Annotated in this window: 27 protein-coding genes, 2 tRNA genes and 1 pseudogene; 14 read left to right on the top strand and 16 right to left on the bottom strand. The window is 68.4% G+C overall.

Translation table 11 applies throughout. The annotated features are described in order from the left end of the window. Positions 1-10: 10 nt before the first annotated feature. The 3 genes from KIK06_RS03960 to KIK06_RS03950 all read right to left on the bottom strand — a co-directional run bounded on the left by KIK06_RS03960 (position 11) and on the right by KIK06_RS03950 (position 1863). Entirely contained in the window at positions 11-655 is a 645-nt protein-coding gene (locus tag KIK06_RS03960; RefSeq protein WP_268641933.1) for a vitamin K epoxide reductase family protein, read from the bottom strand. Continuing rightward, positions 652-1347: a DsbA family protein gene (locus KIK06_RS03955; protein ID WP_268641932.1), complete on the bottom strand. Its 696-nt coding sequence runs from the start codon at positions 1345-1347 to the stop codon at positions 652-654. Before KIK06_RS03955 ends, KIK06_RS03960 begins: the two co-directional genes overlap by 4 nt. 126 nt (positions 1348-1473) lie before the next feature. After that, positions 1474-1863, bottom strand: coding sequence for a hypothetical protein (locus KIK06_RS03950; RefSeq protein ID WP_268641931.1), 390 nt, complete (start codon positions 1861-1863; stop codon positions 1474-1476). Positions 1864-1948: 85 nt separating this feature from the next. Between KIK06_RS03950 and KIK06_RS03945 the strand changes: the two genes are divergently transcribed. Both KIK06_RS03945 and KIK06_RS03940 read left to right on the top strand, forming a co-directional pair. After that, complete coding sequence (locus KIK06_RS03945; RefSeq protein ID WP_268641930.1) at positions 1949-2329, top strand: hypothetical protein; 381 nt, start codon at positions 1949-1951, stop codon at positions 2327-2329. Positions 2330-2779: 450 nt separating this feature from the next. Further along, the gene (locus KIK06_RS03940; protein WP_268641929.1) at positions 2780-3565 is read left to right on the top strand and encodes an HNH endonuclease; all 786 of its coding nucleotides are present in this window, start codon (positions 2780-2782) and stop codon (positions 3563-3565) included. A 282-nt stretch (positions 3566-3847) separates the two neighbouring features. On the opposite strand, the gene KIK06_RS03935 is transcribed toward KIK06_RS03940, so the two are convergent. Next, entirely contained in the window at positions 3848-5041 is a 1194-nt protein-coding gene (locus KIK06_RS03935) for a helix-turn-helix transcriptional regulator (protein ID WP_268641928.1), read from the bottom strand. 142 nt (positions 5042-5183) lie between these two features. On the opposite strand from KIK06_RS03935, the gene KIK06_RS03930 reads away from it, so the two are divergent. From KIK06_RS03930 to KIK06_RS03915, 4 genes are all read left to right on the top strand, one after another. After that, on the top strand, positions 5184-5420 hold the full coding sequence (locus KIK06_RS03930; RefSeq protein WP_268641927.1) for a hypothetical protein: 237 nt from the start codon (positions 5184-5186) through the stop codon (positions 5418-5420). Then, a complete protein-coding gene (locus KIK06_RS03925) occupies positions 5417-5839 on the top strand; it encodes a hypothetical protein (RefSeq protein WP_268641926.1) in 423 nt (140 codons plus the stop codon). Before KIK06_RS03930 ends, KIK06_RS03925 begins: the two co-directional genes overlap by 4 nt. Positions 5840-6005: 166 nt before the next feature. Continuing rightward, positions 6006-6194 (top strand): helix-turn-helix domain-containing protein, encoded by a 189-nt coding sequence (locus KIK06_RS03920; RefSeq protein ID WP_268641925.1) that lies wholly within the window; start codon positions 6006-6008, stop codon positions 6192-6194. Between the two features lie 35 nt (positions 6195-6229). Continuing rightward, positions 6230-7411, top strand: a complete 1182-nt coding sequence (locus tag KIK06_RS03915; protein ID WP_268641924.1) for a site-specific integrase — start codon at positions 6230-6232, stop codon at positions 7409-7411. Positions 7412-7511: 100 nt separating this feature from the next. Here KIK06_RS03915 and KIK06_RS03910 read toward each other — a convergent pair. The 3 genes from KIK06_RS03910 to KIK06_RS03900 all read right to left on the bottom strand — a co-directional run bounded on the left by KIK06_RS03910 (position 7512) and on the right by KIK06_RS03900 (position 9470). Then, a tRNA-Pro gene (locus KIK06_RS03910) sits at positions 7512-7585 on the bottom strand. 108 nt (positions 7586-7693) lie between these two features. Beyond that, on the bottom strand, positions 7694-8356 hold the full coding sequence (locus tag KIK06_RS03905) for a dienelactone hydrolase family protein (RefSeq protein ID WP_268641923.1): 663 nt from the start codon (positions 8354-8356) through the stop codon (positions 7694-7696). A 127-nt stretch (positions 8357-8483) separates the two neighbouring features. Beyond that, positions 8484-9470: a coiled-coil domain-containing protein gene (locus KIK06_RS03900; RefSeq protein WP_017597232.1), complete on the bottom strand. Its 987-nt coding sequence runs from the start codon at positions 9468-9470 to the stop codon at positions 8484-8486. A 420-nt stretch (positions 9471-9890) separates the two neighbouring features. Between KIK06_RS03900 and KIK06_RS03895 the strand changes: the two genes are divergently transcribed. Both KIK06_RS03895 and KIK06_RS03890 read left to right on the top strand, forming a co-directional pair. Further along, positions 9891-10541, top strand: coding sequence for a helix-turn-helix domain-containing protein (locus KIK06_RS03895; protein ID WP_268641922.1), 651 nt, complete (start codon positions 9891-9893; stop codon positions 10539-10541). After that, a complete protein-coding gene (locus KIK06_RS03890; RefSeq protein WP_268641921.1) occupies positions 10538-11779 on the top strand; it encodes an MFS transporter in 1242 nt (413 codons plus the stop codon). Before KIK06_RS03895 ends, KIK06_RS03890 begins: the two co-directional genes overlap by 4 nt. Here KIK06_RS03890 and KIK06_RS03885 read toward each other — a convergent pair. After that, the gene (locus KIK06_RS03885; protein ID WP_268641920.1) at positions 11776-12411 is read right to left on the bottom strand and encodes a TetR/AcrR family transcriptional regulator; all 636 of its coding nucleotides are present in this window, start codon (positions 12409-12411) and stop codon (positions 11776-11778) included. The genes KIK06_RS03890 and KIK06_RS03885 overlap by 4 nt on opposite strands. 74 nt (positions 12412-12485) lie before the next feature. Here KIK06_RS03885 and KIK06_RS03880 point away from each other — a divergent pair, with 74 nt between their 5' ends. Continuing rightward, positions 12486-14021 (top strand): MFS transporter, encoded by a 1536-nt coding sequence (locus tag KIK06_RS03880; protein WP_268641919.1) that lies wholly within the window; start codon positions 12486-12488, stop codon positions 14019-14021. 75 nt (positions 14022-14096) lie between these two features. On the opposite strand, the gene KIK06_RS03875 is transcribed toward KIK06_RS03880, so the two are convergent. The 3 genes from KIK06_RS03875 to KIK06_RS03865 all read right to left on the bottom strand — a co-directional run bounded on the left by KIK06_RS03875 (position 14097) and on the right by KIK06_RS03865 (position 17373). Continuing rightward, positions 14097-15368, bottom strand: coding sequence for an MFS transporter (locus KIK06_RS03875; protein WP_017597228.1), 1272 nt, complete (start codon positions 15366-15368; stop codon positions 14097-14099). 4 nt (positions 15369-15372) lie between these two features. Continuing rightward, positions 15373-16491 (bottom strand): SagB/ThcOx family dehydrogenase, encoded by a 1119-nt coding sequence (locus KIK06_RS03870; RefSeq protein WP_268641918.1) that lies wholly within the window; start codon positions 16489-16491, stop codon positions 15373-15375. A 177-nt stretch (positions 16492-16668) separates the two neighbouring features. Continuing rightward, on the bottom strand, positions 16669-17373 hold the full coding sequence (locus KIK06_RS03865; RefSeq protein ID WP_268641917.1) for a class I SAM-dependent methyltransferase: 705 nt from the start codon (positions 17371-17373) through the stop codon (positions 16669-16671). A 1065-nt stretch (positions 17374-18438) separates the two neighbouring features. On the opposite strand from KIK06_RS03865, the gene KIK06_RS03860 reads away from it, so the two are divergent. From KIK06_RS03860 to KIK06_RS03850, 3 genes are all read left to right on the top strand, one after another. Next, on the top strand, positions 18439-18624 hold the full coding sequence (locus KIK06_RS03860; RefSeq protein ID WP_086002993.1) for a hypothetical protein: 186 nt from the start codon (positions 18439-18441) through the stop codon (positions 18622-18624). Positions 18625-19121: 497 nt separating this feature from the next. Continuing rightward, positions 19122-19394, top strand: a complete 273-nt coding sequence (locus tag KIK06_RS03855) for a hypothetical protein (RefSeq protein ID WP_017597225.1) — start codon at positions 19122-19124, stop codon at positions 19392-19394. 154 nt (positions 19395-19548) lie between these two features. Next, positions 19549-20283 (top strand): flavodoxin family protein, encoded by a 735-nt coding sequence (locus tag KIK06_RS03850; protein WP_268641916.1) that lies wholly within the window; start codon positions 19549-19551, stop codon positions 20281-20283. Positions 20284-20349: 66 nt separating this feature from the next. Here the strand turns inward: KIK06_RS03850 and KIK06_RS03845 are convergent, their stop codons facing one another. Both KIK06_RS03845 and KIK06_RS03840 read right to left on the bottom strand, forming a co-directional pair. After that, positions 20350-21426 (bottom strand): CU044_5270 family protein, encoded by a 1077-nt coding sequence (locus tag KIK06_RS03845; RefSeq protein ID WP_268641915.1) that lies wholly within the window; start codon positions 21424-21426, stop codon positions 20350-20352. Continuing rightward, positions 21414-21980 (bottom strand): RNA polymerase sigma factor, encoded by a 567-nt coding sequence (locus KIK06_RS03840; protein WP_268641913.1) that lies wholly within the window; start codon positions 21978-21980, stop codon positions 21414-21416. Before KIK06_RS03840 ends, KIK06_RS03845 begins: the two co-directional genes overlap by 13 nt. A 468-nt stretch (positions 21981-22448) precedes the next feature. Here KIK06_RS03840 and KIK06_RS03835 point away from each other — a divergent pair, with 468 nt between their 5' ends. Then, positions 22449-22964: a hypothetical protein gene (locus tag KIK06_RS03835; RefSeq protein WP_268641911.1), complete on the top strand. Its 516-nt coding sequence runs from the start codon at positions 22449-22451 to the stop codon at positions 22962-22964. Between the two features lie 255 nt (positions 22965-23219). On the opposite strand, the gene KIK06_RS03830 is transcribed toward KIK06_RS03835, so the two are convergent. After that, a complete protein-coding gene (locus KIK06_RS03830; RefSeq protein WP_268641910.1) occupies positions 23220-23639 on the bottom strand; it encodes a hypothetical protein in 420 nt (139 codons plus the stop codon). Between the two features lie 167 nt (positions 23640-23806). Between KIK06_RS03830 and KIK06_RS29315 the strand changes: the two are divergent. After that, positions 23807-24220, top strand: a pseudogene (locus KIK06_RS29315) (transposase); the annotation flags it as partial. A gap of 124 nt (positions 24221-24344) precedes the next feature. On the opposite strand, the gene KIK06_RS03820 reads toward KIK06_RS29315, so the two are convergent. Together KIK06_RS03820 and KIK06_RS03815 are read right to left on the bottom strand one after the other, a co-directional pair. Then, positions 24345-24418 (bottom strand) — tRNA-Pro (locus KIK06_RS03820). 123 nt (positions 24419-24541) lie between these two features. After that, positions 24542-25039 carry a DUF523 domain-containing protein gene (locus KIK06_RS03815; RefSeq protein WP_026127345.1) on the bottom strand — a complete coding sequence of 166 codons (498 nt, stop codon included), beginning with the start codon at positions 25037-25039 and terminating at the stop codon, positions 24542-24544. Positions 25040-25086 lie beyond the last annotated feature (47 nt).

Raw genomic sequence — 25086 nt, 5'->3', positions numbered from 1 at the left:
CCGGCCGGCCCTACAGCACGATCGTCCAGTGGGTCCAGAACGCCTGGCCCACCGCACCGACGATCACCAGCCCCCACACCGTGAGCACGACCGTGTGGTTGCGCGCCAGGGCCTCCGCCACGGGCCGGAGCCCGGCGGGCACCGGCAGGTGACCGGAACGGGTGTTGTGCAGGGTGACGTACCAGAACAGCGGGATGGTCACCGCCCACACCACCATGCAGTAGGGGCACAGGGCGCCGATGCGGTACAGGCTCTGGAAGATGAGCCAGTGTACGAAGGCGGCCCCGAACACCACCCCCGCCTGGAGGCCGAGCCAGAACCAGCGGTGCGGCTCGGCACCCGCCAGGAGGGCCGCGCCGACGGTGGTGGCCACGGCGAAGCAGGCGAGACCGACGACCGGGTTCGGGACGCCGAACACCTCCGCCTGCGGGACGGCCATGACGGTGCCGCAGGAGAGCACCGGATTGACGCTGCACGCGGGGACGTGGTCGGGATCGGCCAGGACCCGGAGCTTCTCGACGAGCAGGGCCAGGGAGGCGGCGAACCCGACGGCGCCGCCCAGCGTGAGCAGCCACGGCAGGGCCCGGCTGATGACGGCGACCCCGGAGCCGGGCGGTGCGCAGACCGCCCGGCGGGCGGCGGAGGGGGCGCTCATCCCTCCAGCTCCGCGTCGATCATCGCCGCGAGGGTGTCGTAGTCGGGCATGCTCGGGGTCGGGCGCCCGTTGACGAAGATGGTCGGGGTGCCCTGGACTCCGAGGGCGACGCCGTCCTCGAAGTCGGAACCCACCCGTTCCAGGGTCTGCGGGGACTCCATGGTCCTGCGGAACTCCGCCACGTCCAGGCCCAGGTCCTCGGCGAAGCCGACGAACACCCCGCTCCGGTCCTCACGGGACTCGCCCCACTCGGCCTGGGTCTGGTACATCCGGACGTACATCTCCTCCAGGGCGCCCTGTTGGGCGGCGGCCTCCACCGCGGCGGCCGCGGGTTCGGAGTTGGTGTGCCCGGGCAGCGGGAAGTAGCGGATCACCACGGTGATCCGGCCGTCGTAGTCCTCACGGATCCGCTCCATGACGGGGAACTGGGCCCGGCAGGCCTCGCACTCGAAGTCGAGGAACTCCACGACCGTGACCGGGGACTCCTCCACCCGGTCCAGGTGGCGGCTGTCCTCGCGCACCAGTAGTTCGGCCGGCGCGGTGGCCGCCGCGGTGGGCTCGGGGGAGGTGGGGGTGCTCCGCGCCGTCGGCGCGGTGGCGGCGGGGTCACCGCCGTCGAGGACGACCAGGAGGCCGATCCCGAGGGCGGCGACCAGGATCAGGCCGAGAGTGATGACGAGGTTCTTGCTCATGTGGAAGGTCCTGGGGTCGGGGGCGTGCGCGGGCACGCCCGGAACACGGTCACGTCGGGGCCGTGCCTGACTGGTGGGCACGGCGGGGCACCTCACCGGTGGGGAGGTGGATGGGTGTTCCGTGTTCTAGACCCGCTGGACGCAGAGCAGCGTCAAGAGCCCGTGGCCGTGCGGGGGCGACGGGCGGTGACGGGTGGCGCGGCACGCCGGTCCGGGCCGTGGGGCCAGCAGCAGCGTGAAGGTGAGGACGACGCCGAGCGCGAGGAGGAACAGGGACGCGGCGGTGGTCACCCCGTGGGCCTCGGCGGCCTCGCACGGGTGCGGGACGGTCGGGGAGGAAGCGCCGGGCCGGGCCTCGACGGTCTCCTGGACCAGGTCCGGGCAATCCGCCGCCACGAGCGATGAGGGCTCGGGGACGGCACTGTGGCACAGGGCGCACAGGAAGCACATGACCACCAACGCGACCAGCGGCACCGCGAGGGTGCGCTGTCGTCGAGTAGGGGTGCGCCCGTCCATGCCTGAGACTGTAGCCGCGGCGCCGAGGCACTCCGCACCGGGGCCGGGAGGGCGGTCACGGCGGCGAGGTCCGTATCATCCCGCCATGGTGAATCCCGACCCCCGCGCACGACTCGTCCGCACACTTCTGGACGCGGACTCCTCCGCGTCCGCGGAGGAGCTCACCCGCGTGCTGGTGCGTGAGCTCCTGTCCTTCGGGTCCGAAACCCCCTCCAACCTCGCCTGCGCCGCGCACGTCGAGTACGGTTCGCGCTTCACACCGCCCGGCCCCGGCCGTCGTCCGGTGTCGGGGTTGAGGATCCGGGGCACCGACGTCCCGCTGGGCGACGTCGCCTGGGAGATCGAGTCCACCCCGCTGCCGCGCGAGCGGTTCCCCGGTCTGACCGTCGAACAGTGGGAGGCCGCCACCCGCGCCATCACTCTGCTCGTGCTCGCGCTGGAACGCGAGGAGGAACCGACTCCCTGAGCGCGTCAACCCGGTCCTCACGGTGGTCGACACGCGCGAAACGAACGGTCGCCGGACACGTGAAAGGGACGCTCACCTGTGTGAACGCCCCTCATCCGTCGGGACGGCGGGATTTGAACCCACGACCCCTTGACCCCCAGTCACGCACGGCATGGCCAACAGGGGTCATCGGAGGTCGCCGAACAACAAGAAATCCCAGGCCAGAAGTCACGTTCCGGCCACCAGACGACGGGAACGGTCACCGAGGGGCACCCACGGGTGCCCCTCTCCCAACCCCACCTCCACCCCACCAAACAGCCCAGATATAATTCCGAAACCTGCCACTTAAACTAACGCCACAGGAACATAATGGAAAATGACCAAGAATGGATTAACCATAAATATTTTCGAACATACAAAATCGCAGACACCCTGACCAGATTCGCGCGAGGCTCCTCCACTGCAATTGACATGGAAGACTTCCATGCCAACGAAGGAATCTTTCAAATGATTCCATCATGGCAGAAGGACACCCTGGTTCACAAGCTAGCAAAAGTGGTGGCAGACGAACTTTTTCTAAGTGACACCGACGGTCCATACGTGACAATCTACGACCCCAAAAACGGCTTTCAACCAAAGAAGTATCTTCCTATTGATCTAGCACTTCAGGGATACGGAATCGAACACACACCATTCGAAATTCCACCCCCAGACGGAAAAGTTGTTAGAGTTGCCCAAAATATGACCACTTGGCAAGAGTCAGAAGAAGTAGCCAACGCATGCTACGACTACTTTGTCGAAGACCTTAGAGACAGTTATGCCTACGAAGACTTGCTCTCCAGGATGGCTGACGAGGTGTTCCACGTCGTCTTCAGAGATCGTGTAACCATGCGCGGCCTCAATAGTTACTTTTCCATGCATGTCGAAGAAATAAGCAAAAGCCTTGAAATGCAGGAGGTCGAGATTCAAGAGAAATTCACCAAAAGAGGTTCCTTGAAAAGAAAAAGCATCCCAACGTGGGTCAAGAGAGCAGTGTATTTTCGCGACCACGGACGCTGCGTGTCCTGTGGCATGGACGTTTCTGGACTGTTGGACGCACTATCCAACGAGCAGTTTGATCATATCGTTCCACTCGCGAATTACGGATTGAACGATCTCAGTAATATTCAACTACTCTGCAAGCCCTGCAATCAAAATAAATCGGACTCTCACTCGCATACCAGCGACAGGTACAGGAGATGGTACAGGTCACCGTGATGATAACCGACTGAACCGTGACCCGCACTTGAGTATGTTATTTACGCCTACCCACTCCACTCTTCCCAGGAATGCATGGTGAAGACCTCACATGTCGGGTGGGGCACCGACCGGGGTAGAACCTCGTCTGACCTGGGTGAAGACATACGCATGACCCAGTCGCTCAAACGGACCGCCCCACGGGTCCCCTGATCGACCACCTGATTGACCAGATGTCATGTCACTCGCGCCCCTCCCGTGCACGCTGACATGGCCCGTCCTCGGCATCGGAGAGACTCCGCTCTACGCGACGCCGAGCACCTCTCGGACTTCGGGCACGTCCCGGAACGGCGCGAGAGACTCCCGTACGACGCGTGCGCGTTCGTTGGTGCGGTCGCTGCCCAGGCCATCGGAGATATCCAGCATCCGCCGCGCAACGCTGGCGGCTTCCTCCGGCTCGTTGGCGTCTGCGTACGCAACAGCGAGCCAGGAAAGGTACAACGCCAGTTCGCGACTGTGGGTCGCGTCGTACCGCGACAGGACGTCGTTGAGCAACGGAACCGCGCGGAGGGGGCGGTGAAGCTCGGTGTAGGCCCGTGCCTCCATCACCTGGAGTTCCCCAGCATCGACCCAGTACAGCCAGGTGGGTTCGTCCTCCCCTCCGTGTTTGGACAGAGCCTCGGAAGCCTCGCCCAGAGCGCGCATCGCGGCACGAACGTCCTTCGTTTTCGTGTGCGCCCACGCGACACGGTCCCAGAACAGCGCGCGGGCGCGAGGAGGCGTGTGAGGTCCGGCCTCGGCCAGCGCTGCTTCCGCCAACTCCACGCCTTCGGACTCACGCCCGATGTTGCTCCACTGGTAGGCGAGAGAGCCCGCGAGCTGTCCGGCAAGCGTGGCGTCTTCGGCTTCGCGAGCGGCGGACAACCCGAGGAGGTAGGCCCGCTCCGCCTGGTCGTGCTGTCCCGCGTCTGAGGCGATCCACCCGGCGATCTGCGCCAGCTCCCCCACCGCCACACGAAGCGCCTTACCCACGGCTTCGGTGTGGGTGCTCTCCCGCAGAAGCGTGACTGCGGCATCCAGCTCACGGAGAGCGGGGCGGATGAGGTCCTGCCCCGCGATGACGTCGTCAGCGAGTCTGAGCGCGTGTACCCGGGCCATGAGTTGGTCAGCGGTGGACCTGCCGACGCGACGACCGCCACCCATCGGCAACGCCACGGCTGGGCCATCACCGGGAAGAAGATCTTCCAGCTTGGGTACGTGTTCGGACGACGTCGCGATGGCACGGTCCAGTTCTTCCAGAGTGATCCCGAGAACCGCCGCGATATACGGACGCCAGAACTTCGGTGCCCTACGGCCGGACTCCCACCGGTAGACGTCCTGACGTGTGACCGTGGCCCGACCGGACTCCTCGCACAACGCGTCGGCAAGCCGCTGCTGTGACCAGCCACGGTCCTTGCGATGGCGCTTCAGCATCTGGGGGAACGTCTCGGGGGCCATACATCCATGGTGGCCTACAAACTGGCCTACAAACAGGCAGATCCGAAATCAGTTTCCACGAAGCACAGTGGCATTTCCAGCAGACCCCGGCGACGGGTAGGACCGCCCCGGGGCACGGCCAACGCTTCGCAGGAGCGCCGACATGAGGAACACTATCGCCCGCATCTGGGCGAAGCTGACACAACCGCTGACGAGCCCCCGAGGACTCCACCACCGCGCAGGGGTACCTCCGCTCCCCCGTCGACAGCGCCACACGCCCCAGCAACACCAGGGCATGGACGCCCTGTCTCGGATCGCGCGTACGCAGCACCAGCCCGGGGAGTTCGACGAACTCGCCGCACTGACCCGCCGCTACCTGGCCATGCGGGAGCGGCGATGACCGGCACCACCACGTTCACCGCGAAGAACCGCGCCACGCTCGAAGCATGGGCACGGTCCATGCACACCAAGGTGACGCAGGTCGCCGAGGACTGGCAGACCATCACCTTCCAGGCCGAGACCGTCGACGCCAAGGGCACACGGGTCCGTTGCCAGTTCCGCCAGTCCATCCCCCGCCCGGTGGCGCTTCGGCGTCTGGCTCGCACCTACGTCGTCGGACTGGTTCACGAGATCGGCGGTGCCCAGTGCAACCACGTACGCGCCGTCATCCCCAGCGGGGACACCGAGGCTGAGGCCCGACGGAGCGCGATCCTGATCGCGTCGGCGCTGGTCGAGATCCAGCGTCACCACGTGTGCGGAGCGACCGTAACCACGCTGGACCCCTACATCGTGGAACGCGCCGTGCACTGGAAACCCTGACCCAGCACTCACACGAGCCCCGCCGCACGCCAGCGGCGGGGCTTCCCGCTGTCCGCACCGCGTACACAACGATCCCGACACAGACCCACGGGGCGTGAGCCAATTCCGCCTTCCCGATCGCAATTGATAGTGAGGGCATCGTTCAGTGAAAGGGAGCGGACTCACGTTGGGTGAGAAGGTCGCGTACTCGATCGAGGAGGCCGCGCAGGCCTTGAGCCTGGGCAGGACCACCGTCAAGAAGCTCGTGGCCACGGGCAAGCTCGCGTCGGTGCGTGTGGGGCGCAGGAGGCTGATTCCCCGCTCCGTGCTGGAGGAGTACGTCAACCGCCTCGTAGAGGACCAGGCATCGGCGTAGGCTGACGGGACCGTTCCCGGGAAAGGCGAGGAGTGGTGCCCAGGACGCCACACAAGCCCACCAGGGCATCCCTGACCGACCGACAGGACGTCTCGGTCTACTTCGACCGGTCCAAGAAGCTCTGGCGCGCGGAGATCCGTCTCAGGCAGGACCCGCACACCGGACGCTGTCAGGTCAAGAAGGTCAGCAGCAAGAACAAGAACACCCTCTACGACAAGCTGTCCACGGTTCTCGAAGAGCTGGATGAGGGGATCAACTCCCCTGCCCGTTACACCGTCGCCGACTGCGTCGCGGAGTTCCTGCGGGACCAGATCGCGTACCTGGCCCCCAACACCCAGGACAACTACACACGGCTCGCCAACACCCACATCACCCCCTACCCCGGCCGACACCTGCTGGCGGAGCTTCGGGTGGCGGACGTGCTGACGTGGCTGCGGGGACGTAAGCGGCATCTGTCGTCGCGCACGCTGCGTCTGGTGCTCAATCTGTTGGAACGCGCCATCCGGTACGCCCAGGTTCAGGAGATGGTCGCCCGCAACGTCGCCGAACTGGCCCGCCTCGACCAGCGAGGCAGGCTCAAGGGCGACAAGCCCGGACGGCCGTCCAAGTCGATGACGCTGGAACAGGCCGTCGCGGTCCTTCGCGCGACCGAAGGCACGAGGTGGTACGCCTACCTGGTGCTCTCGATCGTCATCGGCGCACGAACAGAGGAGATCCGCGCCCTGGCGTGGGACCAGGTCGACACCGGCGGCAACGTCCCCACGATCCACGTGTGGACGTCAGTACGCGGTGACGGGGACACCAAGACCCGACGGTCACGGCGTTCCCTGGAACTGCCCGCCATCGCCGTCAAGGCCGTCAGCGCCCACAAGGCGATGCAGGTCCGCGAACGGCTGGCGGCGGCCGAACTCTGGCAGGACAACGACCTGATGTTCTGTACGAGGAACGGAACGCCGCTGGACCGCCACAACGTCCTGCGGGACCTCCGGAAGATCATGAGAGAGGCAGGACTGAACGAGAACGAATGGACCGCGCGCGAGTTGCGCCACACGTTCGTGTCCCTGCTGTCGGACCACGGCGTGAGCATCGAGGAGATCTCACTTCTGGTCGGCCACGACGGCACCGACACGACCGAACGCGTCTACCGCCACCAGCTCCGACCGGTACGCCGGTCAGCGGCACGGGCGATGGACAGGATCCTGCACGACGTGGGCTGACACCCCACCCGACCCTGGTTCAACCCCACCTGAACCCCACCGGAGACGCAGAAAAGGGTCCACCCTCAGGTGAACCCTTCACTGACCTGCTGTTTCTCTGTCGGGACGGCGGGATTTGAACCCACGACCCCTTGACCCCCAGTCAAGTGCGCTGCCAAACTGCGCTACGTCCCGTACCGTTGGACCGGCCCCGTCTCCGGTGCCGCCAACAGGTGAAACCCTATCGCATTCCCGGAGGCGCTCGGGCCGTCCCACCGCACGGGAGAGCGCGTGGCGTGGGCCTCAGGCCGCTCCCCTCTCGGCGCGCAGAGTCCGCGCGAACCAGTCCGCGGCCGCGTCGGCCACCCGGTCGAGCGCCCCGGGTTCCTCGAACAGGTGGGTGGCGTGCGGGACGACGTGGACCTCGTGCGGCCCGCCCAACCGCCGGGCGGCGTCCTCGTTGAGCGCCAGCACCTGATGGTCCGCTCCCCCGACGATGAGCAGGACCGGGGCGCGCACGCGGGAAAGCGCGGCACCCGCGAGGTCGGGACGGCCTCCTCGGGACACGACCGATCCGACCGGGGTGGGTTGGTCGGCGGCGCTGCGCAGCGCCGCGGCCGCTCCCGTGCTCGCCCCGAACAGGCCCACCGGCAGCTCCCGGGTGTCCTCGCGGCCGCCGAGCCAGGACACCGCACCGGACAGCCGCCCCGTCAGCAGGTCGATGTCGAAGCGCTGCTCGGCGGTGACGCGGTCGATCCGCTCCTCGTCCGCGGTCAACAGGTCGAACAGCAACGTGGCGAACCCGGCCTTCTGGAGGACGGACGCCACCATCCGGTTCCGGGGGCTGTGCCGCGAACTCCCGCTGCCGTGGGCGAAGACCACCACGCCGACGGGGTCGGCGGGAATGACCAGGCTCCCGTTGAGTGACACACCGGCCGTCTCCACGGCCACCTCGTGCTCGGCCATGGCGGGTTCCCCCTTCCGGAGGGCCGCGCGTCCCGTGCGGCGCGGGCGCGTCCGCGCTCGCGGAACGGCCCCCGTAGACAGCGCTACCCCGCTCCCGGCGGGCCACACCCGCCCGTGGCGGGCGGTGTCAGTACGACGAGATGTGCACGTGGTCGTAGTGGTTCTCCGTGACGCTGCCGCGGTCGTTCATCCCGACCCACTGGCGGTTCTGGGAGTGCCAGATCCGCTGCTCCCAGATGACGTACTTCACGCCGAGACGGTCGACGTTGTCGATCGCGTACTGGGCGATCGCGTTGCCCGTGCTCCGGTTACCGCTGGAGGGGTAGGTGCCGATGCCGGAGACCATGAAGTCGCAGGCCTGTCCCGACCCGTGGTCGTCGTTGCTGTTGCGGGCGCACCCCACCTCGTAGGGGACGCCCACGTTGAGGATGACCTCGTCGCGGATGGCCGCCATGCGCGGGGTCGCGCCGTCGAAGCCCCAACCGCGCACGCTGCTGGGGATGGTGCCCGTGGCGGGGGTCTCCGGCTCCTCGGGGACCTGCGCGGCCTCGTACTCCTCGATGAGGGCCTCGACCTCGTCGCGCTGTTCCTCCAGGCCCTCGATCAGCTCCTCGGCCTCGGTGAGCTCTTCCTCGGCCTCCTTCGCGATCTCCTCCCGCTCCTCCTTGAGCTCGACCAGGTCGGAGATCTGCTCGGACTGGCTGCGGCCGACCTGCTCGACCATGGCCACGTCGGTGAAGAAGTTCTCGGGTTCACTGCTGAAGACGACGTCCAGGGTGGGATCGAACCCGTTGCTCATGTACTGGCTGGCGGCGATCTGGGCCACTCCGGAGCGCGATCGGTCCAGTCGCTCCTCGACATCCTCCAGATCCTGCTGCGCCCGCTCGGCGCGCTCCTCGATCTCGTTGAACTGGAGGAGCTCGCCGTCGTAGGTCTCCTCCAGTTCCTCGGCCCGGGCGTTGAGCTCGTCGATGTCCAGGTCCTCGGGGTCCGCGTGGGCGGCCTGGGGGACGGTGACGACGGCGGCCGCGCACACGGCGGCGGCGCCGAGTCGGATGCGGACTCCACGGCGGCGCCAGGGCCGCGAGGAGGGCGATCCGGGGTTGAGAGTCATGTCAGCTCCATGGGTGGTACCGCTGGCGAGCCCGTGCGTCGGCGAGGAGGTCGGGGCCCGGAGCCGTCGCCCTCCGCGCACGGAGGCTCGCTGGAGGGTGCCTGTGGGGCGAGGGGTACTTAGCAGACGATACGAGAAATTTACCCCATATGCCTAATGCCAGGAATATCCATGCAGGTCAGCGGGCACGAGCCACGGCCAGAAGGGGCGGTCGCGGCACCCGGCGTCCCCCGCAGCATACGGAGGCGGACCACGGGGGGCGACTCAGCCGCCGGACCCGGCCACCGGGTTCGCCCTTGGAACGGCCGGGTGGCCGGTACCGGCCACCCGGCGCATCGGCCCACGTGAACGTCACCCACGCCCAAGACTTCTTGGCCACCACTCCTTGGCCAAGAAGTCTTGGGCATATACCCTCGCGCCATGGACACCGCCCACGACGCCCCCGACCCCTTCGAGAACGCCGCGGTCCCCGACGCCCGTAGCCTGCGCGGGCTCGCCCATCCGCTGCGCCTGCGCATCCTCTCCCTACTCCAGACCCACGGCCCGGCCACCGGAAAGACCGTCTCCGAGCACTTCGGCATCGCGTCCGCCTCGGCCAGCTACCACCTGCGCCAACTGCACACCTACGGCTTCGTCGAGGAGGCGCCCGAGCTCGGCACGGCCAAGGAACGCTGGTGGCGCGCCCCGCACACCGGTTTCCGGCTGCCCGAGCACCTGGACACCGAGGCCCCCGAACTCAGTACGGCCGTCCGGCTCGCCCTGGCCGCCCGCTGGTCCGAGGAACTCGGCGCCGCCGTCAACGTGTGGTCCTCCCAGCCCGAGGGCTGGCGCGAGGCACAGGTCATGGGCGAGCGCAGCACCCAGCTCACCGTCGACGAACTCGCCGCGTTGAGGTCCGAGATCCGCACGGTCCTCAACCGGTACGCGCGCGAGCCCGGAGAGCGCGCCGACACCGAGGCGCCCGGCAGCCGTGTGGTGCGCGTCCAGTTCGCCGCCTTCCCCAGCCCCGACCCCTCCGACGCCCGCCCCTCCGCCCGGGGCGGCCCCGACGACGGTCGAAAGCAGCCGTGAGTCGCCGCCCGCTCGTCGGACTGGTCACCGCCCAAGCACTCGCCTACACCGGCACCCGCCTCGCCCTCGTCGCCATCCCCTGGTTCGTCCTGGAGACCACCGACAGCCCCGCCCGCATGGGGTTGGTGACCCTCTTCGAGATGGGCGCCTACACCCTGGCCAGGCTGTTCAGCGGCCCGCTCCTGGACCGTGTCGGCCAGCGCGCGGTCAGCGTCCGCCTGGATCTGGTGGCGGCCGCCGCGCTCGCGGGTGTCCCCGCCCTGCACGCCGCCGACCTGTTGTCGCTCCCCCTCCTGCTCGCGCTCGTGGCCCTGGTCGGCCTGGCCACCGGACCGTCCGAAACGGCCAAGGTCTCGCTCTCGCCCTCCGTGGCGACCGACACGGGCACCCGCCTGGAACGCGTCACCGCCCTGACCGGAACCGTTGACCGCCTCTCCCAGACCGTCGGCCCGGTGGCCGCCGGGGCGCTCGTCGCACTGGTGGGAGCCATCCCCGCCCTGGCCCTCAACGCCGCGCTCATGGTGCTCGCCTCGGCGGCCCTGGCGACCCTGGTCCCCCGGGCCCGCCCGGCCCCGGGCGCCGCCCCGGAGGAGGACACCGGTTACCTGTCCCAGCTGTACGCCGGGTGGCGGACGGTGTGGGGCGACCTGCCGTTGCGCGCGCTCATCACGATGATCATGGTCACCAACCTCGTCGACACGGCCGTCATGACGATCGCGCTGCCCCTGTGGGTCCACGGACACGGGCTCGGCCCCGAGGCCGTGGGACTCACCGCGGGCGTGCTCGGCGGCGGATCGGTGCTCGGTTCGTTCGTGGCGGTCTGGGTGGGTCACAGGCTCCCGCGCCGGTGGACGTTCTTCGCCGCGTTCGCCCTCTCCGGTCCGCCGCGCATCCTCGTCCTGGCGCTGGACGCCCCCCTGTGGGTGGTCCTGGCCGTGTGGGGCGTGGGGGGTGTCGGCGGCGGCCTGATCAACCCGATCCTGTCCGCGGCGATCTTCGAACGGCTGCCCGGGCACATGGTCGGACGCGGAACGGCGACGGTGGGAGCCCTGGCGCGGCTCGCCGCGCCGTTCGGCGCCCCCGTGGTCGGCGCGGGGATCACCCTCGTGGGGATGTCCCCCGTCCTGGTGGCGTGCTCGGTCCTCTACCTCTGCGCGGTCACGGTCCCAGCGTTCGGCCGCGCCGCCGCGGGGCTCGCACGGCCCGAACCGGAGTCGGCCGCCCCGGAACCGCCCTAGCCGTGCGAGGTCGCGGAGTGTCCGACCGCCTCGGCCTCCAGCGCGGCGAAGTCTCGTGCCAGACCGCGCAGCAGGACCGCCACCGCGCGTGCGGTCTCCCGCCCGTCCACGGGGGCGTGCCCGAAGAGCAGGCGGTAGTGGACGAGGGAGGCCAGGGTGTCGACCGCCAGGGTGAGGTCGACGTCGTCGCGCAGGTCCCCGCGCTCACGTGCCCGTTCCAGGGTGTCGCGCACGGCGTTCCGGGGTGGATCGAAGAGCGTGTCCATGAACCGGCGGTGCAGCTCCTCGTCGCCCGAGCAGTCGGCGAGCAGGGGACTGAAGAACTCCGGGCCCATGCAGCGGAAGGTGCGCGCGAAGAGGGCCAGCGCCTCGTCCAGGTCGCACAGAGTGCACCCGGTACGCGGTGGTTCGACCCCGCCCATGCGCCGTTCCAGCTCGGCGAGGACGAGCAGTTGCCGGTTGGGCCAACGACGGTAGACGGCCGCCTTGCTCACCCCCGCCCTGCGCGCCACCTTCTCGATCGCCAGACTCCTGTAGCCGTCCTCCTCCAGGAGGGCGGAGACCGCGTCCAGCACCGCCGTGTCGATGTGCGCGTCGCGGGGCCGTCCGCCCGTGACGGAGCGCTGACCCATTGACGCCCCCGTTCCTTCCGACCTAGGATCCGATTCGATCCGTATCGTATCCTAATTGGAAACGGAGGACAAGCATGGTCACGGAGGTACCGGCACGCGCGGGACGCCGTCAGTGGCTCGGGCTGGGCCTGCTCACACTGCCGTTGTTCGTGCTGGCCGTCGACGCGAGCGTCCTGTTCCTGGCCGCTCCGCACATCGCCGCCGGCCTCGATCCGACACCGACCCAGTGGCTGTGGGCGATGGACGTCTACGGCTTCATGATCGCCGGGCTGCTCGTCACCATGGGCGCGGTCGGCGACCGGATCGGGCGCAGACGCCTGCTCATGGTCGGATCGACCGCCTTCGCCGCCGCCTCGCTGTGGGCGGCACTGGCGAACGGCCCCCTGTCACTCATCGCCGCGCGTGCCGCCCTCGGCGCCGCCGGAGCCACACTGATGCCGTCCACCCTCGCGCTCATCCGCACGATGTTCCGGAACGAACGCCAGCGCACGACCGCGGTCGCGGTGTGGATGACGACCTTCTCCGTCGGCGTCGCCCTGGGCCCACTCATCGGCGGCGCCCTGCTGGAGGCGTTCTGGTGGGGCTCGGTGTTCGTCGTGGCCGTGCCCGTCATGGCGGCGGTGGTGCTGTGCGGTCCCCTCCTGCTGCCGGAGAGCCGCGACCCGTCCCCGGCCCGGATCGACACCGTGAGCGCGGTGCTGTCCATCGCGGCCGTGCTCAGTCTGGTGTACGGCCTCAAGGAACTGGTCGGCTCCGGGCCGGACACCGCCGACGCGGCCGTTCTGGCCTCGGGCCTCGTCCTGGGCACCGCCCTCATCCGTCGGCAGCGCACCCTCGCGGCGCCGCTGATCGACCCCGCCCTCTTCCGGTCCCGCGCCTTCCGCTCCGCGCTGGCCCTGCTCGTCGTCGGGGTCTTCACCGCGACGTCGGCGAGCTTCCTGATCCCGCAGTTCCTCCAATCCGCGGCCGGACTGCCCCCGCTGCGGGCGGGCCTGCTGATGGCGCCCATCGCCCTGTCCTCGATCGCCGGTTCGCTCACCGCACCCGCCCTGGCCGCCCGCTGGGGCGCGCCGACGGTGATCACCACGGGCGCGGCACTCTCCCTGACCGGATACCTGGCCCTGGCCCAGGTCAACGTGGGGGATCCGCTGTGGATCCTGGTGGCGGGCGGCGCGCTCGCCGTGCTCGGCCTCAGCCCGACGACGGTGCTGACCACCGACCTGGTGGTGGCGTCGGCACCCGAGGGGCGCGCCGGATCGGCCGCGGCCCTGTCGGAGACCGGCGGGGAGCTGGGCGTGGCCCTCGGCGTCGCGGTCATGGGCAGCCTGACGGCCGCGGTCTACCGGCTGCGCGTGGCGGACCTGCTGCCCGAAGGCCTGTCCGCCGACACCCTGGCCGCGACGCGGGAGGGGATCGACGCGGCCCTCGAGGCTGCCGGAGAGCTCCCTCCCGAGGCCGCCGGACAGGTGGTCGCCGCCGCCCGCGCCGCCTTCGGGTCGGCCTTTTCCACCGTGGGGTACGCGTGCGCCGCCATCACCGTCGGGCTGGCCGTGATCGCCCTGGTCGGCCTACGCCCGAAGCGCACCGACAGCGCGGCTCCACGCCCCTGAGGGCGCGGGTTGACGGCCCGGCGCCTCGCCCGCACCATGCTCGCGAGGCCGTGCCGAGCCCGGGTCGGGAGTCGGTCACACCGCGGCGCGCTCCGCTCCCTCCCGGAACACGCGACCGAACACCAGAGGCGCGGTCAGGAGCAGGGCTCCTCCGACGACGAACGGAGTGTGGAGTCCAAGCCCTCCCAACAGACCGCCGGCGAAGACCCCCAGGAGAACGGAGGCTTGGGCGAGGAGCATGCGGGCCATGGATGCGCGCCCCAGGATCGGTTCCGGCGTCACCGCCTGAAGGATGGAGACGGCGCTCACGGAGATCGTCGTCGCCGCCAGGCCGAACACACCGAGGGCGAGGGCTCCCACCACGACGTTGGGAAAGAGTCCCATGGTCAGCAGGACTCCGCCCCCGAGAACGTGGGCGATGATGAGCAAAGGCCCGTGGCCGCACCACCGTCCCAGCGGAGCACACAGGAACGAGGCCGCGAGCGCGCCCACCGCGGACAGCATCGTGTAGACCCCGAACAGTGCTTCTGGAACACCGAGGGTCCGGGTGACGTAGAGCACCAGGATGGCCGACACCCCGCCGGTGGCGAACCCGGAGACCGCGGCGGCCACGGCGAACCCCCGTTGGACGCGGTCGTCCCTGACGAACAGGAGCCCGTCCAGCGCCTCGCGGGTCAGTGAGGAGCGCTCCGTACCCGGCGCCCGCTCGCCTTCGTCCCCTCCGTCCCCGCCGAAGGACCGGGCCGCGGCGGGGACGGAGAGCAGGAACAGCGCCCCCACCAGGTAGGCCCCCGCGTTGAACAACAGCGCCGTCCCCGTGGAGAGCGCGAACAGCAGCCCCGCGAGCGGGCCGCCGAGGAAATCCGAGGCCACCACACGCGCCCCCTGCAGGCGGCTGTTGGCCGTGATCAGGAGGCCGCGCGCAACCAGCGCGGGCAGCAGCGCCCGGGCCGAGCCGTCGTGGAAGACCTCACAGACCGCCAGGGCGAAGACGAAGAGGCACAACCCCCAGACGGGGACCGGACCGAACCAGGAGACCACCGCCAGTACACCGAGCAGCGCGCAGCGCAGGATATTGCCGATGATCATGGCGCGGCGCTTGTCGATCCGGTCGATCAGCGCCCCGGCGTGGAGGCCGAACAGCAACCAGGGAGTGTAGGCCGCCACGGTCAGCATCGAGACCGCGAAGGGGTCGGAGGTCAGGGCGGCGGCCATGAGCGGGAAGAGGGTCAAAAGGACGCCGTCGCCGAGATTGGCCGACGTGTGTCCTCCCCAGAAACGGTGGAAGGCTCCCCCCAACCCCACCGCCGACGGATCGCCCTTGGCCTGTGAGGAGTCGATGTCCATGCGCTTACTCGAACCTGGCTTTCCGGGAGCCCTCCAGACTCATCGGCGGATGGGAGAGAACCGCGTCCCCGTTGGCGTCCACGGCGGGAACACCGGCGGAGAGGACGTACAGCGCGGTCTCCCGGACCCCGTCGACGCCCAGCAGCTCCTCGACGGCCGAGTCGTTGAAGGCCGCGGTCTGGAAGGGGCCCAGCCCCAGTGCCGTCGCCGTCAGGGCGAAGGTCTGGCCGAGGTGCCCGGAGTTCATCAGCATGACCCGATAGGCGCGGGGGTGCCGGTACTTGAAGCTCAGCCGTGAGACGACCGACGTCAGGACCACGGAGAAGGGCGCTTCACCCACCCCTGACTGCGCGTCACACGCACGGGTCAAAGGGTCCCGGAACTCGCCCTCCTGGAGCAGTTCCAGGGAATGCTCCCGGACGTTGTAGTGGTATATCCCCGGAGCGATCCCGGCTACCCCGGTGATGACCGCGTACGCTTCCAGTTCGTGACGGGCGCCGCCGGCGGGGCTGGTTCGCAGCATGAGGGCACCGAACTGCTGGGCGTCGATGAAGTCCTTCACACCGAAGGTCATCGCCATGAGGGCCGAGAAGACCTCCCGCCTCACAGGCGCGTCAACAAAGTCCCGATGGGTTCTCCTCCGGTAGAGGACCTCCTGGTAGGAGTGGCCGGGATCTTCATGATGCCGGGGGAGAAAGATCCTGTCCGCGTCCTTGTACTCCTTGAAAACGGGAGGCGACGGGTCTTTCGTGATCTCCTCTCGGACCTCATCGGTGCTCTCCGTGAAGGGAGCGCCCCTGGTGGAGAAATAGAATGAGAGACCTTCCTTGCCCCAGGGCACCCAGGCGTCGAATCCCTCCTCTGTGTGTTTTCCAGCCCCACCCTGCTCCTCGGATTCAAGGAATCCGAGAGACAAAAGGGACGCCACCTCACTGTCCAGGACGTTTTCGTCCAACTCAATCTCCTGCGCGACATCAGACACGAATCGCAACTCGGAAAAGCTGCAGAGAACGCTCGCCGCGATCGGGTCGGTGCTGATCCTGGCTTTCGTCATGAGATTCTTGACGAAGAAATTAGATGCATCCCAGAAGCATTCAAGGTGCTTTGCCGACCTGTACTTCAAAGTATTGCTCCCTGTAAAAGTGAGGAGGTCGGCCCCGTCAAGGGGCCGACCTCCTCGGGCCGCATGCTAGCTGGCGCTGAACACGATGATGACGGTCAGCTCTTCGACGGGCTCAATCTTGATCATGACCTTCTCCTTAACTGTCGGAGCCAAGCTCCAACGGGGGGATTTCCGCGGTTAATCCACGGAATCTGCACGCCGGGCGACGTACAGAGCCTTGGGGTGTCTTCCGTTGTCCAGGCCGTCCTCCAGGACTCCTCCGTGGAACCCCCGGACGGAGACGAACTCCAGACCAGCGGAGGCGATGCTCTCGAGGATGCGCTCGTGGGTCAGGTGACGGAGCCGGTGCCGTGTGACGGAACGCTCCCAGAGGCCACCCTCCACCCGCGCGAAGGAGTCCACCTCGAGGTCGATGGCGCCGCCGGGGGAGAAGTCGGCCGGCGCCAGCGGCGAGAAGGAGATGAACCCGTGGTCGGAACTGCGGATGTCGGGAGCCTGGGAGAGCACACGGAAAGATAGTTCGGTGTTCACTTCCACGACCAGAAGGCCAGTGGGAACCAGAACCCGCGCAGCCTCAGCGAAAGCTGCGTCCAACTCCTCGCCTCCGGAGAGGCAGTGGAACACCTCGCCCGCAGAAATCGCGGCATCAAATTTCGCAGAAGGGAGGGGAAGATCGGCCAACCCTCCCACGAAAAAATCGATCCCCCGTATCTCCTCTTTTCCCTCAGCGGCCGACACCATCGCGGGAGAGAGGTCGACACCGGTGACCTTGTATCCGTTCTTCTGAAGTTCCACAGAGCTGTTGCCAGTGCCGTATCCGAGATCGACCAGCCGCTGCCCGGGGGCGCCAAATTCTTTCAGGAGATCGCCGAACAGGTCCATCCAACGGTGGTAGTCGGAAGTTCTCGATGTCGCGTCATATTGACCGGTAAGCCCTTCATAGGATTCCAGAGGAGACGCCGAGGGGGGATGAGTGGAAATCTTCGACATCCAAATTCAACCTTTAGTTGATTGGGTAAAAAATTATGCCAGGAGCCATCTTCGGCCAAGGAGTGTGGCCACATGCGGACAGTGGTGGAACGGCAGCGACCCCAACCCGGTGAGGGTCGGCGGAGAATCACCAGGTCACTACCGGAAGCCGAAAAAAGAAACCGGCGCAGGCATCCCGGGATGTTTGAGTGAAACCAAATACCGTGTGCCTCTGTTATGCGGACGTGACTCAAACTGGTTACCTGTCGGCCAGACCCCCGAAGTTCTCGAGGATCGCCGGAGAGCACACGAATATCGGAGTTGGGCCAAGTGCGAGGTTATGAGCGGGCCCTGGCATGGGAAAACGGGAGCGGACCCGAAGGACCAGGGGGCGGACGCACCATGCCGACCACGGCCCGGGAGGGACCCGGCGGGTTTCCCACCCGGTCGTCCGTTCGCTGCGGTGCTGGCGTTCTCCCTGATCTGGCGCCTGGTCGGTCTTGCGAACCGCACTGAGAGGGCACCTTCACCCGTGGCCCCGGGGCGGGGAGCGCCAAGACGCGAACAGGTCCTACGGGGGCCGATGACAGCGGCGATCCGGCCTCACCCCCGGCTTGCCCATACGACGTCCTCAACCAAGCGTGCGCAACCGTGGGACTCGACGGCACCGAGGGGGAACTCCGCGCGGGCACACCAACGCCGTCGTGCGGCTACCCACCGGGCAGTCTCGCCGAGGTGCTCCGACGCGTCCGGAGACTCCACAACAACACGGAACAGCCGTGGAACATCGTTCGGGGCTGAGTTTGTCAGAGCCTGGCTGGGCCACCGCGTCACCGTCCCCGAGGAGGTCGACGTGTTTCCTCGCCACGCGAAGTCTGTGCCCCCTTGGCGTGAACGGCCCGTTTCGGCCGCCCTCTTCCCGGTTGTCGTCCTCGGGGTGGGGTACTGGCTGGGCACCAACCCCCAGGAAGTGGTCTTGTGAGTTGTCTCGTCATTCCGATCGTGCTGATCGTCTTCTTCATCGTCCTGATCGCTCTGGCAGCCGGTTCCTCACCGGGCGGGGGAAGGGGCTATGACGGGCACGGCGGTGGCTTCTCCTCCTACAACCACGACGGCTCCAGCGATGGTGGCGGTGGTGGGGGTGATGGCGGTGGCGGTTGTTGATGTCAGCACCAGGCCGCACCCGCCCACCGGCCCATGACCGGCCATTCCTCACCCGGGTCGTCCGCCGAGGAGAGACCCACACCTGTGCGGCCACGCGGCCCGCCCCTTCACCCCCGCTCCTGCCCGAGCCCGCCGTCGACGGGTCGCGCCCGCACCGGACGCGCGAACCGCTCCGGAGTGTTCGACCGCAGGTCCGAGGTGAGAATCCGCTGACCCGCCTCCGGCCGGCCGCGCACCTCCTCCTCGTACCCGGCCGCCGGCCACTCCGCGTCATGGCTGCCCTCAGGATCCCCCCGACGTTCGGTATCGGCCTGGTCAGCGGGTAGGTGAGGGCCATGGGGAAGAACACGGGGATGGACGAGGAAGCCGCCTCGCGCGTCCCCTCCGCCGCGGCGCGGAACCCGGAGTCCGACACCGCGCAGAGCAGGTTCGACTCCCGCGCCTGATCGGCCGCCGACCGGCACGAGAACGACGACTCCGACGACGAGGAGCAGGCCATGATCGTCACCGTCGCCCGGGTCACCGACCCCGACCGGTTCCTGGAAATCTTCCGAACCATCGGCGCGCGGAAGCGGCGGGAGCACGGCTGCCGCGCGGCACGGGCCTACATCGACCCCGAGGACACGCACCGGGTGTGGTCCTTCTTCGACTGGGACACCAGGGACTACGAAGGGTTCCTCGCAGACCCCGGAGTCCCGGCCATCGCCCGCGAGCTCGGCCTGCTGACCCCGCCCGTGCACGTCACCGCCGCCGCTGACCTCGATGCCTGACCGCCGAAGGACGATCGCTCCCGGGCTCGCGAAAGATGGGGGCGGAGGGACGCCCACACCCCCGGCCGGACGCGCTCGGCGCGCATGACGAGGAACCGGTCACCCGTCGTGATCAACTGGTGGTCGGCCATCGCCTGCAGGGAAGGACCCGATCATGCCCGCGCACGAGACCGTCACCGATCCGGCGCCGTCCTTCGACGGGCTCCGGGCGCTGTTCGTCAACTGCACCCTGAAACCGTCACCACAGCTGAGCCACACCGAGGGCCTGATCGAACGCAGCGTGTCCCTGATGCGTTCGGCCGGGGTCACGGTGGACACGCTGCGGGCGATCGACCACGACATCGCGACCGGGGTCCATCCCGACATGACCGAGCACGGGTGGGCGGTCGACGCCTGGCCCCAGGTGTACGAGCAGGTCCTGGCCGCGGACATCCTGGTGCTGGCCGGGCCGATCTGGCTCGGTGACAACAGCTCGGTGATGAAGAGGGTCGTCGAACGGCTCTACGGGTGCTCGCACCTGCTCAACGATCGGGGCCAGTACGCCTACTACGGCCGGGTGGGCGGGTGCGTGATCACCGGTAACGAGGACGGAGCCAAGCACTGCGCGATGAACGTGCTCTACAGCCTCCAGCACCTGGGATACACGATCCCGCCCCAGGCCGATGCCGGATGGATCGGCGAGGCGGGCCCCGGCCCGTCCTATCTGGACGAGGGGTCGGGCGGGCCGGAGAACGACTTCACCAACCGCAACACCGCGTTCATGACCTACAACCTGATGCACCTGGCCGCGATGCTCAGGGCCGCGGGGGGCGTGCCCGCCTACGGCAACCGACGTTCGGTCTGGGACGCCGGATGCCGCAGCGACTTCGACAACCCCGACTACCGCTGAACCCGTCTCCGACGTGGCGTGGCCGGTCCCGGTGCGAAACATCGGGGCCGGCCACGCCGCGGTGCCCTAGGGGCGCTGGCCGACCTCCTGGACCCAGCCCGACCAGAGGTAGCTGACCTGCTCGGACAGCAGCGGGTAGGCCAGTCCGAACTCCTCGGCCTGGGTCTGGGAGGAGTCCTCCTCCAGCAGGGTCGTGTCGCGGTACAGCAGCGATCCGTCCTGAGGGTCGTAGAGGTAGCGGTGCTCGGCCACGGACACCTCGTCCTCGACGCGGACCCGGAAGAGATCACCCTCACGGTCCAGCGGATCGGTGGCGGTACCCAGGTACTCCACCCCGCCGCTCTCGGCGATCATCCGCTGCACGGCCGCCTCCTCGGCGCCGGAGAGCGGACGCGAGTCGTACAGGTTCTCGGCGGAGTTGACCAGGTTGGCCAGGGAGTCGTCGACGGGGTCCGCACCGAAGTCGCTCAGGAGATCGGTCATCCCCGCGGTGTCCGTGGGCAGTTCATCGGGCCAGACCAGCGTCGGGTCCAGCTCCTCCTCATGGATGTCGGTCTGCTGTTCCAGGAACCACTCGTGGTCGGCCTCCCGCCCGCCCGTCTCCAGCGGTGGCTGGGGGTGCTCGTCCCGGCGCATGTTGCCTTCCAGGTCCTGCCACTCGTTCCACTCGAAGGGGATGAACCCGTACCCGTGGGTTTCCTCGGGGTCGTCCTCCCCGGCGTTCGCGGTCAGTCGGTACAGGGTGGTGCCGGTGGAGGAGACGAAGCCGACCTCGCCCTCGCCTTCGGCGTCGCCGCGGCCCTCCGCGGTGTCGGCCAAGGCCAACAGCCGCCCGGTGCCGTCGGTCGGCTCTCCTCCCACGACCTCGATCGGCTCGGGCGGGGCGGCGTAGGCGGCCGGCACCCCCAGGGGGTCGCCTCCGGGAAGCAGCATCGCGGTGGCGCCGACAGCCAGCGCGGCGGTCACCGCTCCAGCGGCCAGAACGGGGATACGGCGCCACAGGGGTCGGACCATGGGGGTGTTCTCCTTCAGCCGGAGGATGGCGTTGGTGCGGGCCCACTGTCGGGCCTGCGGGGTGGGTGCGGTGTCCTTGGCGGGGTCGGCACCGTTCAGGGCGGTGCGCAGCGCGTTCAGGTCGTCCATGCCGCCTCCCTGACGGTGCGGTCCTGATGGGGGTCGGAGTCCTGGGCTGTGTGAGCGGTCAGTTTCTTTCGGGCGCGGTGCAGGCGGCCCCGGGCGGTGACGGCGGTGCAGCCCACCACTTTGGCGGCCTGTCGACTGTCGAGTCCTTCCCAGGTCACGAGCATCACGAGTTCGCGTTCGATCTCCGACAGCCGTGCCAGGGCCGCCAGGGCCTCGGTTCGTTCGATCACCCGGTCGGCGTCGTCGGCGTGGTCGGTGACACGTCCGGGCTCCTGACTCAGCGAGCCCACGATCAGTTCCTGGCGCTGAGACCGTCGCAGGTGGGCCAGGGCGATACGGCGCGCACACGCGTACAGCCAGGGCAGTTCCCGTTCCGGAATCAGGCGTTTTTTGTTCCGCCAGGCCACGGCGAAGGCCTCCGAGGCCACGTCGTCGGCGTGGTCGGCGCCCACCCTGCGTCGTGCGTACCGGTACACGGCGTCGTAGTGCTCATCGAACAGGGCGTTGAAGGCGCGCTCGTCGGAATAGTGGTCTCCGACGGTGCTGCGTCCCATGGGCTTACCTCCCGTCCTCTCACCTGCTTATGTCGGTACGGGGGCCGAGTGTTAGACGACCGATCGGGTTTTCTCCTCCGGGACCACGACCCCACCGACGACGAGAACACCGCCTTCCCGAACCCGGGCGAACCCGAGCTGCGGACCGTGGCTTGACACCCTGCGCCCATCGGATGTCTACGGGTGTCAGCCAGCCGATCGCTGTCAACAACGGTTGAACGTGGACCACCAGGCACCCGGATGAACATGGACCACTTCCCTGTCCGGTAGCGTCCTTCCAGGTCAGCCCGCCGCGCCCGGTGGCGGTGTCCGCCCACGACCGTCCAGGGTGGCGACGTACACCGTGGCCTCCCCAACCGCCCCGAACGGTCACTGTGCGTCACTTGATGTTGAACTCAAAGTGATAAAGTCACTCCGCCCAGCGAACAGCACCACAGCACCGACGGGCCGGCCGACGAAAGAGCCGACGTGAAGCCTCCCCGCCTCCTGACACCGGCGCTCTGCCTCACCATGACGGCCCTCCTGACAGCGTGCGAGGTCCCGATGGCGTCGAGCCTCGACCTCCCCGAACAGCACCGCAAGGAGCTCAACGCCTTCCAAGAGCAGGTGACCCACACGTGTCGGGCCGCGGGCGGAACCGTCATCCTGGAGCCCCGCCACGCTGTACAGATCGGTCAGCGCTTCGTTTTCTACGCACAGCAGACCGACGCCAGGACACCTCCGAAAGCCGAAGCGATCATCAAGTTGGCCAAAGAGTCGGTGGAGGAAGTCAGCCGGGGTTCCGGCTCCGACGGCATGAACATCTGCGACGGAGAGGAGGCCGAAGACTTCAAGGATGCCTTCATCCCGCGGGCCGTCATCCACAACCTCGGCGTCAAGGGCTGGGTTGACCGCTACCCCGAAGAATCCTTGTGGACGCTCAGGCAAACCCTCCGGGACGTCAGCCTCGCCTTGGAGGAGCACGCCGCGACGGCGTCCGGCTGAACCGGCCCCTCCCCCGGCCTCCACCACGGCGACCTGTACGTCCCGCCCACCGCCTACCTCCAGCCGTTCGAGCCCACGAACCCGGACGGCTGGATGACAGTCGAATGGATGCCCTGCCCGGATCCCGAGGAGCGAGGGCTCCGTCCGATCCCCTCACCGGGGAAAACAATCTGAAAAGCCAGCTTGGCGGAAAGACCGGCGCGGCCCCGCACGTGGTGTACGGGGCCGCGCCGTGGTGGTCCTGGGGCGAGGCGGTCAGGGGTGGGGGGCTTGCCGCAGCGCGGCCAGCTCCTCGTCGTCGACGTCCTCCAGGTCCGGTTCGGGCCTGACCCCGGGCGAGACCAGGTCGGGGTCGTCGTGCTGGAGGGCGAAGGCCGGCGCCCACCGGGCCGCGTGCTCCAGGGCGTCGACCACGGAGTGGAAGTACAAGTGCTGCTCGCAGTCGCCGTGAGCGATGTTCATGAAGAACGTCGTGCCGTCGGCGCTTCGGAACATCTCGGCGTAGGAGTAGGAGTAGGGGCCGCTGTAGACGGCGAAGGGGTGCCGGTTGAATCCGGCACGGGCGACGCTGTCGCGCCAGTCCTCCTCCACGGTCTGGGCCTCGGTGGCTTCTTCGACGGGGTCGGGGCCCGACGTCCAGGCGCCGTCCCGGTAGTGCAGGGCGATAGTGGTCATGGGGGCATGGTCACAGATGGTCGGCGCGCGCGGACAGGTTTGCTCGGATTGGCCGAGTACGGCCACGGCCTGGGTGCCGCCAAGGTGGAAAGTCACACAGCCAGCTTTGTAGATGTCCGTCCGCAGTCGGCCTACGCACTGCGCGAGGCCGTGACCAGGTCGTTGACCGGCCCCAGGGCGGCGGTCGACACAGACACGGAGACCGCCGAGCACTGGCCGCGATCATCTTCGTGGCCGCGACCGGCCGCACCTGGGCCCAGCTCCCACCGGTGTTCGGCCCGTCGGGGCCCACCGCGCACCGCCGCTTCACCGGGTGGGCCCGGGCACGAGCTCCACGGCGACAGGGGCTACGACGACGACCACCTGCGCCGCTGGCTCCGCGAGCGGGGGATCGTGCACCACCCGGCCCGCGAAGGGGGTGGAGTCCTCCCAGCGGTTGGGGCGGCACCGGTGGCGGATCGAGCGCACCGTGGCCTGACCGGCCGGAGCCGCCGCCTACACCGCCGCCACCGGCCGATCACCTCCCGGCCTTCGCCGGCATCGCCCGCATACGGATCCGTTACCGCGGACTCACCGAATGAGATGAGCTCCAACACGCCTGTCCCTGAGTTCCGAACCCATCCGCAATGAATGTGCAGAAAGCCCGGGCACCTTCGCTCCGGACACGCGAAAGGGGCGCTCACCTGGGTGAACGCCCCTCATCTGTCGGGACGGCGGGATTTGAACCCACGACCCCTTGACCCCCAGTCAAGTGCGCTACCAAACTGCGCCACGTCCCGTACCGTTGGCCCGGCCCCGTCTCCGGCGCCGCCAACGGATGAAACCTTACCGTACTTTCCGGTGCGCTCGCACCACGTTATGGGCGCTATGCCCGGCGGACCAGCGGCTCCGGGGCGGTCGCCTCAGACCTCGTCGAGTTCGTCGAGGCACTCGCGCGCCCGCGCGAGCTCATCCTCGCTGAACACCTCGACGCCGTGGTCGCGCAGCAACTGCGCGGTGACGCCCTCACCGGGGATACGGCGTCCGGAGAAGGTGCCGTCATAGACGACGTTGCCGCCACACGACGGGCTGCCCTCCTTGAGCACCGCCACGGCGACGCCGCGCGCACGAACGGTGGCCAGGGCCGAACGCGCACCGGCGACGAAGGCCTCGGTCACATCCTCCCCCTCCGGGGTAAGGATGCGCGCCCTGCCCTCCAGGACGTCGGTGGCGGTCGCGCCGGGCTCGATCTCGGCGGGCGGGCGCGGAACCGGAAGGCCGCCCGCGACCTCCGGGCAGTGCGGGACCAGGCGCCCCTCCTCCCGCCACCGGTCGAGCACCTCGGCCGCGACGGTCTTGGCACCCCCGTCGTAGCGCACCCGACGACCCACCAGACACGAGCTGATCAGCACCCTGCGCACGATTCCTCCTCCTCGCTCCCCCGTCAAGCTACCGCCCCGGGGGGAGC

The sequence above is a fragment of the Nocardiopsis sp. EMB25 genome (genome assembly GCF_026797795.1).
Taxonomy (GTDB): domain Bacteria; phylum Actinomycetota; class Actinomycetes; order Streptosporangiales; family Streptosporangiaceae; genus Nocardiopsis; species Nocardiopsis lucentensis.
Note: the sequence above shows the minus strand (reverse complement) of the source record. Positions and strands in the feature narration are given on the sequence as shown.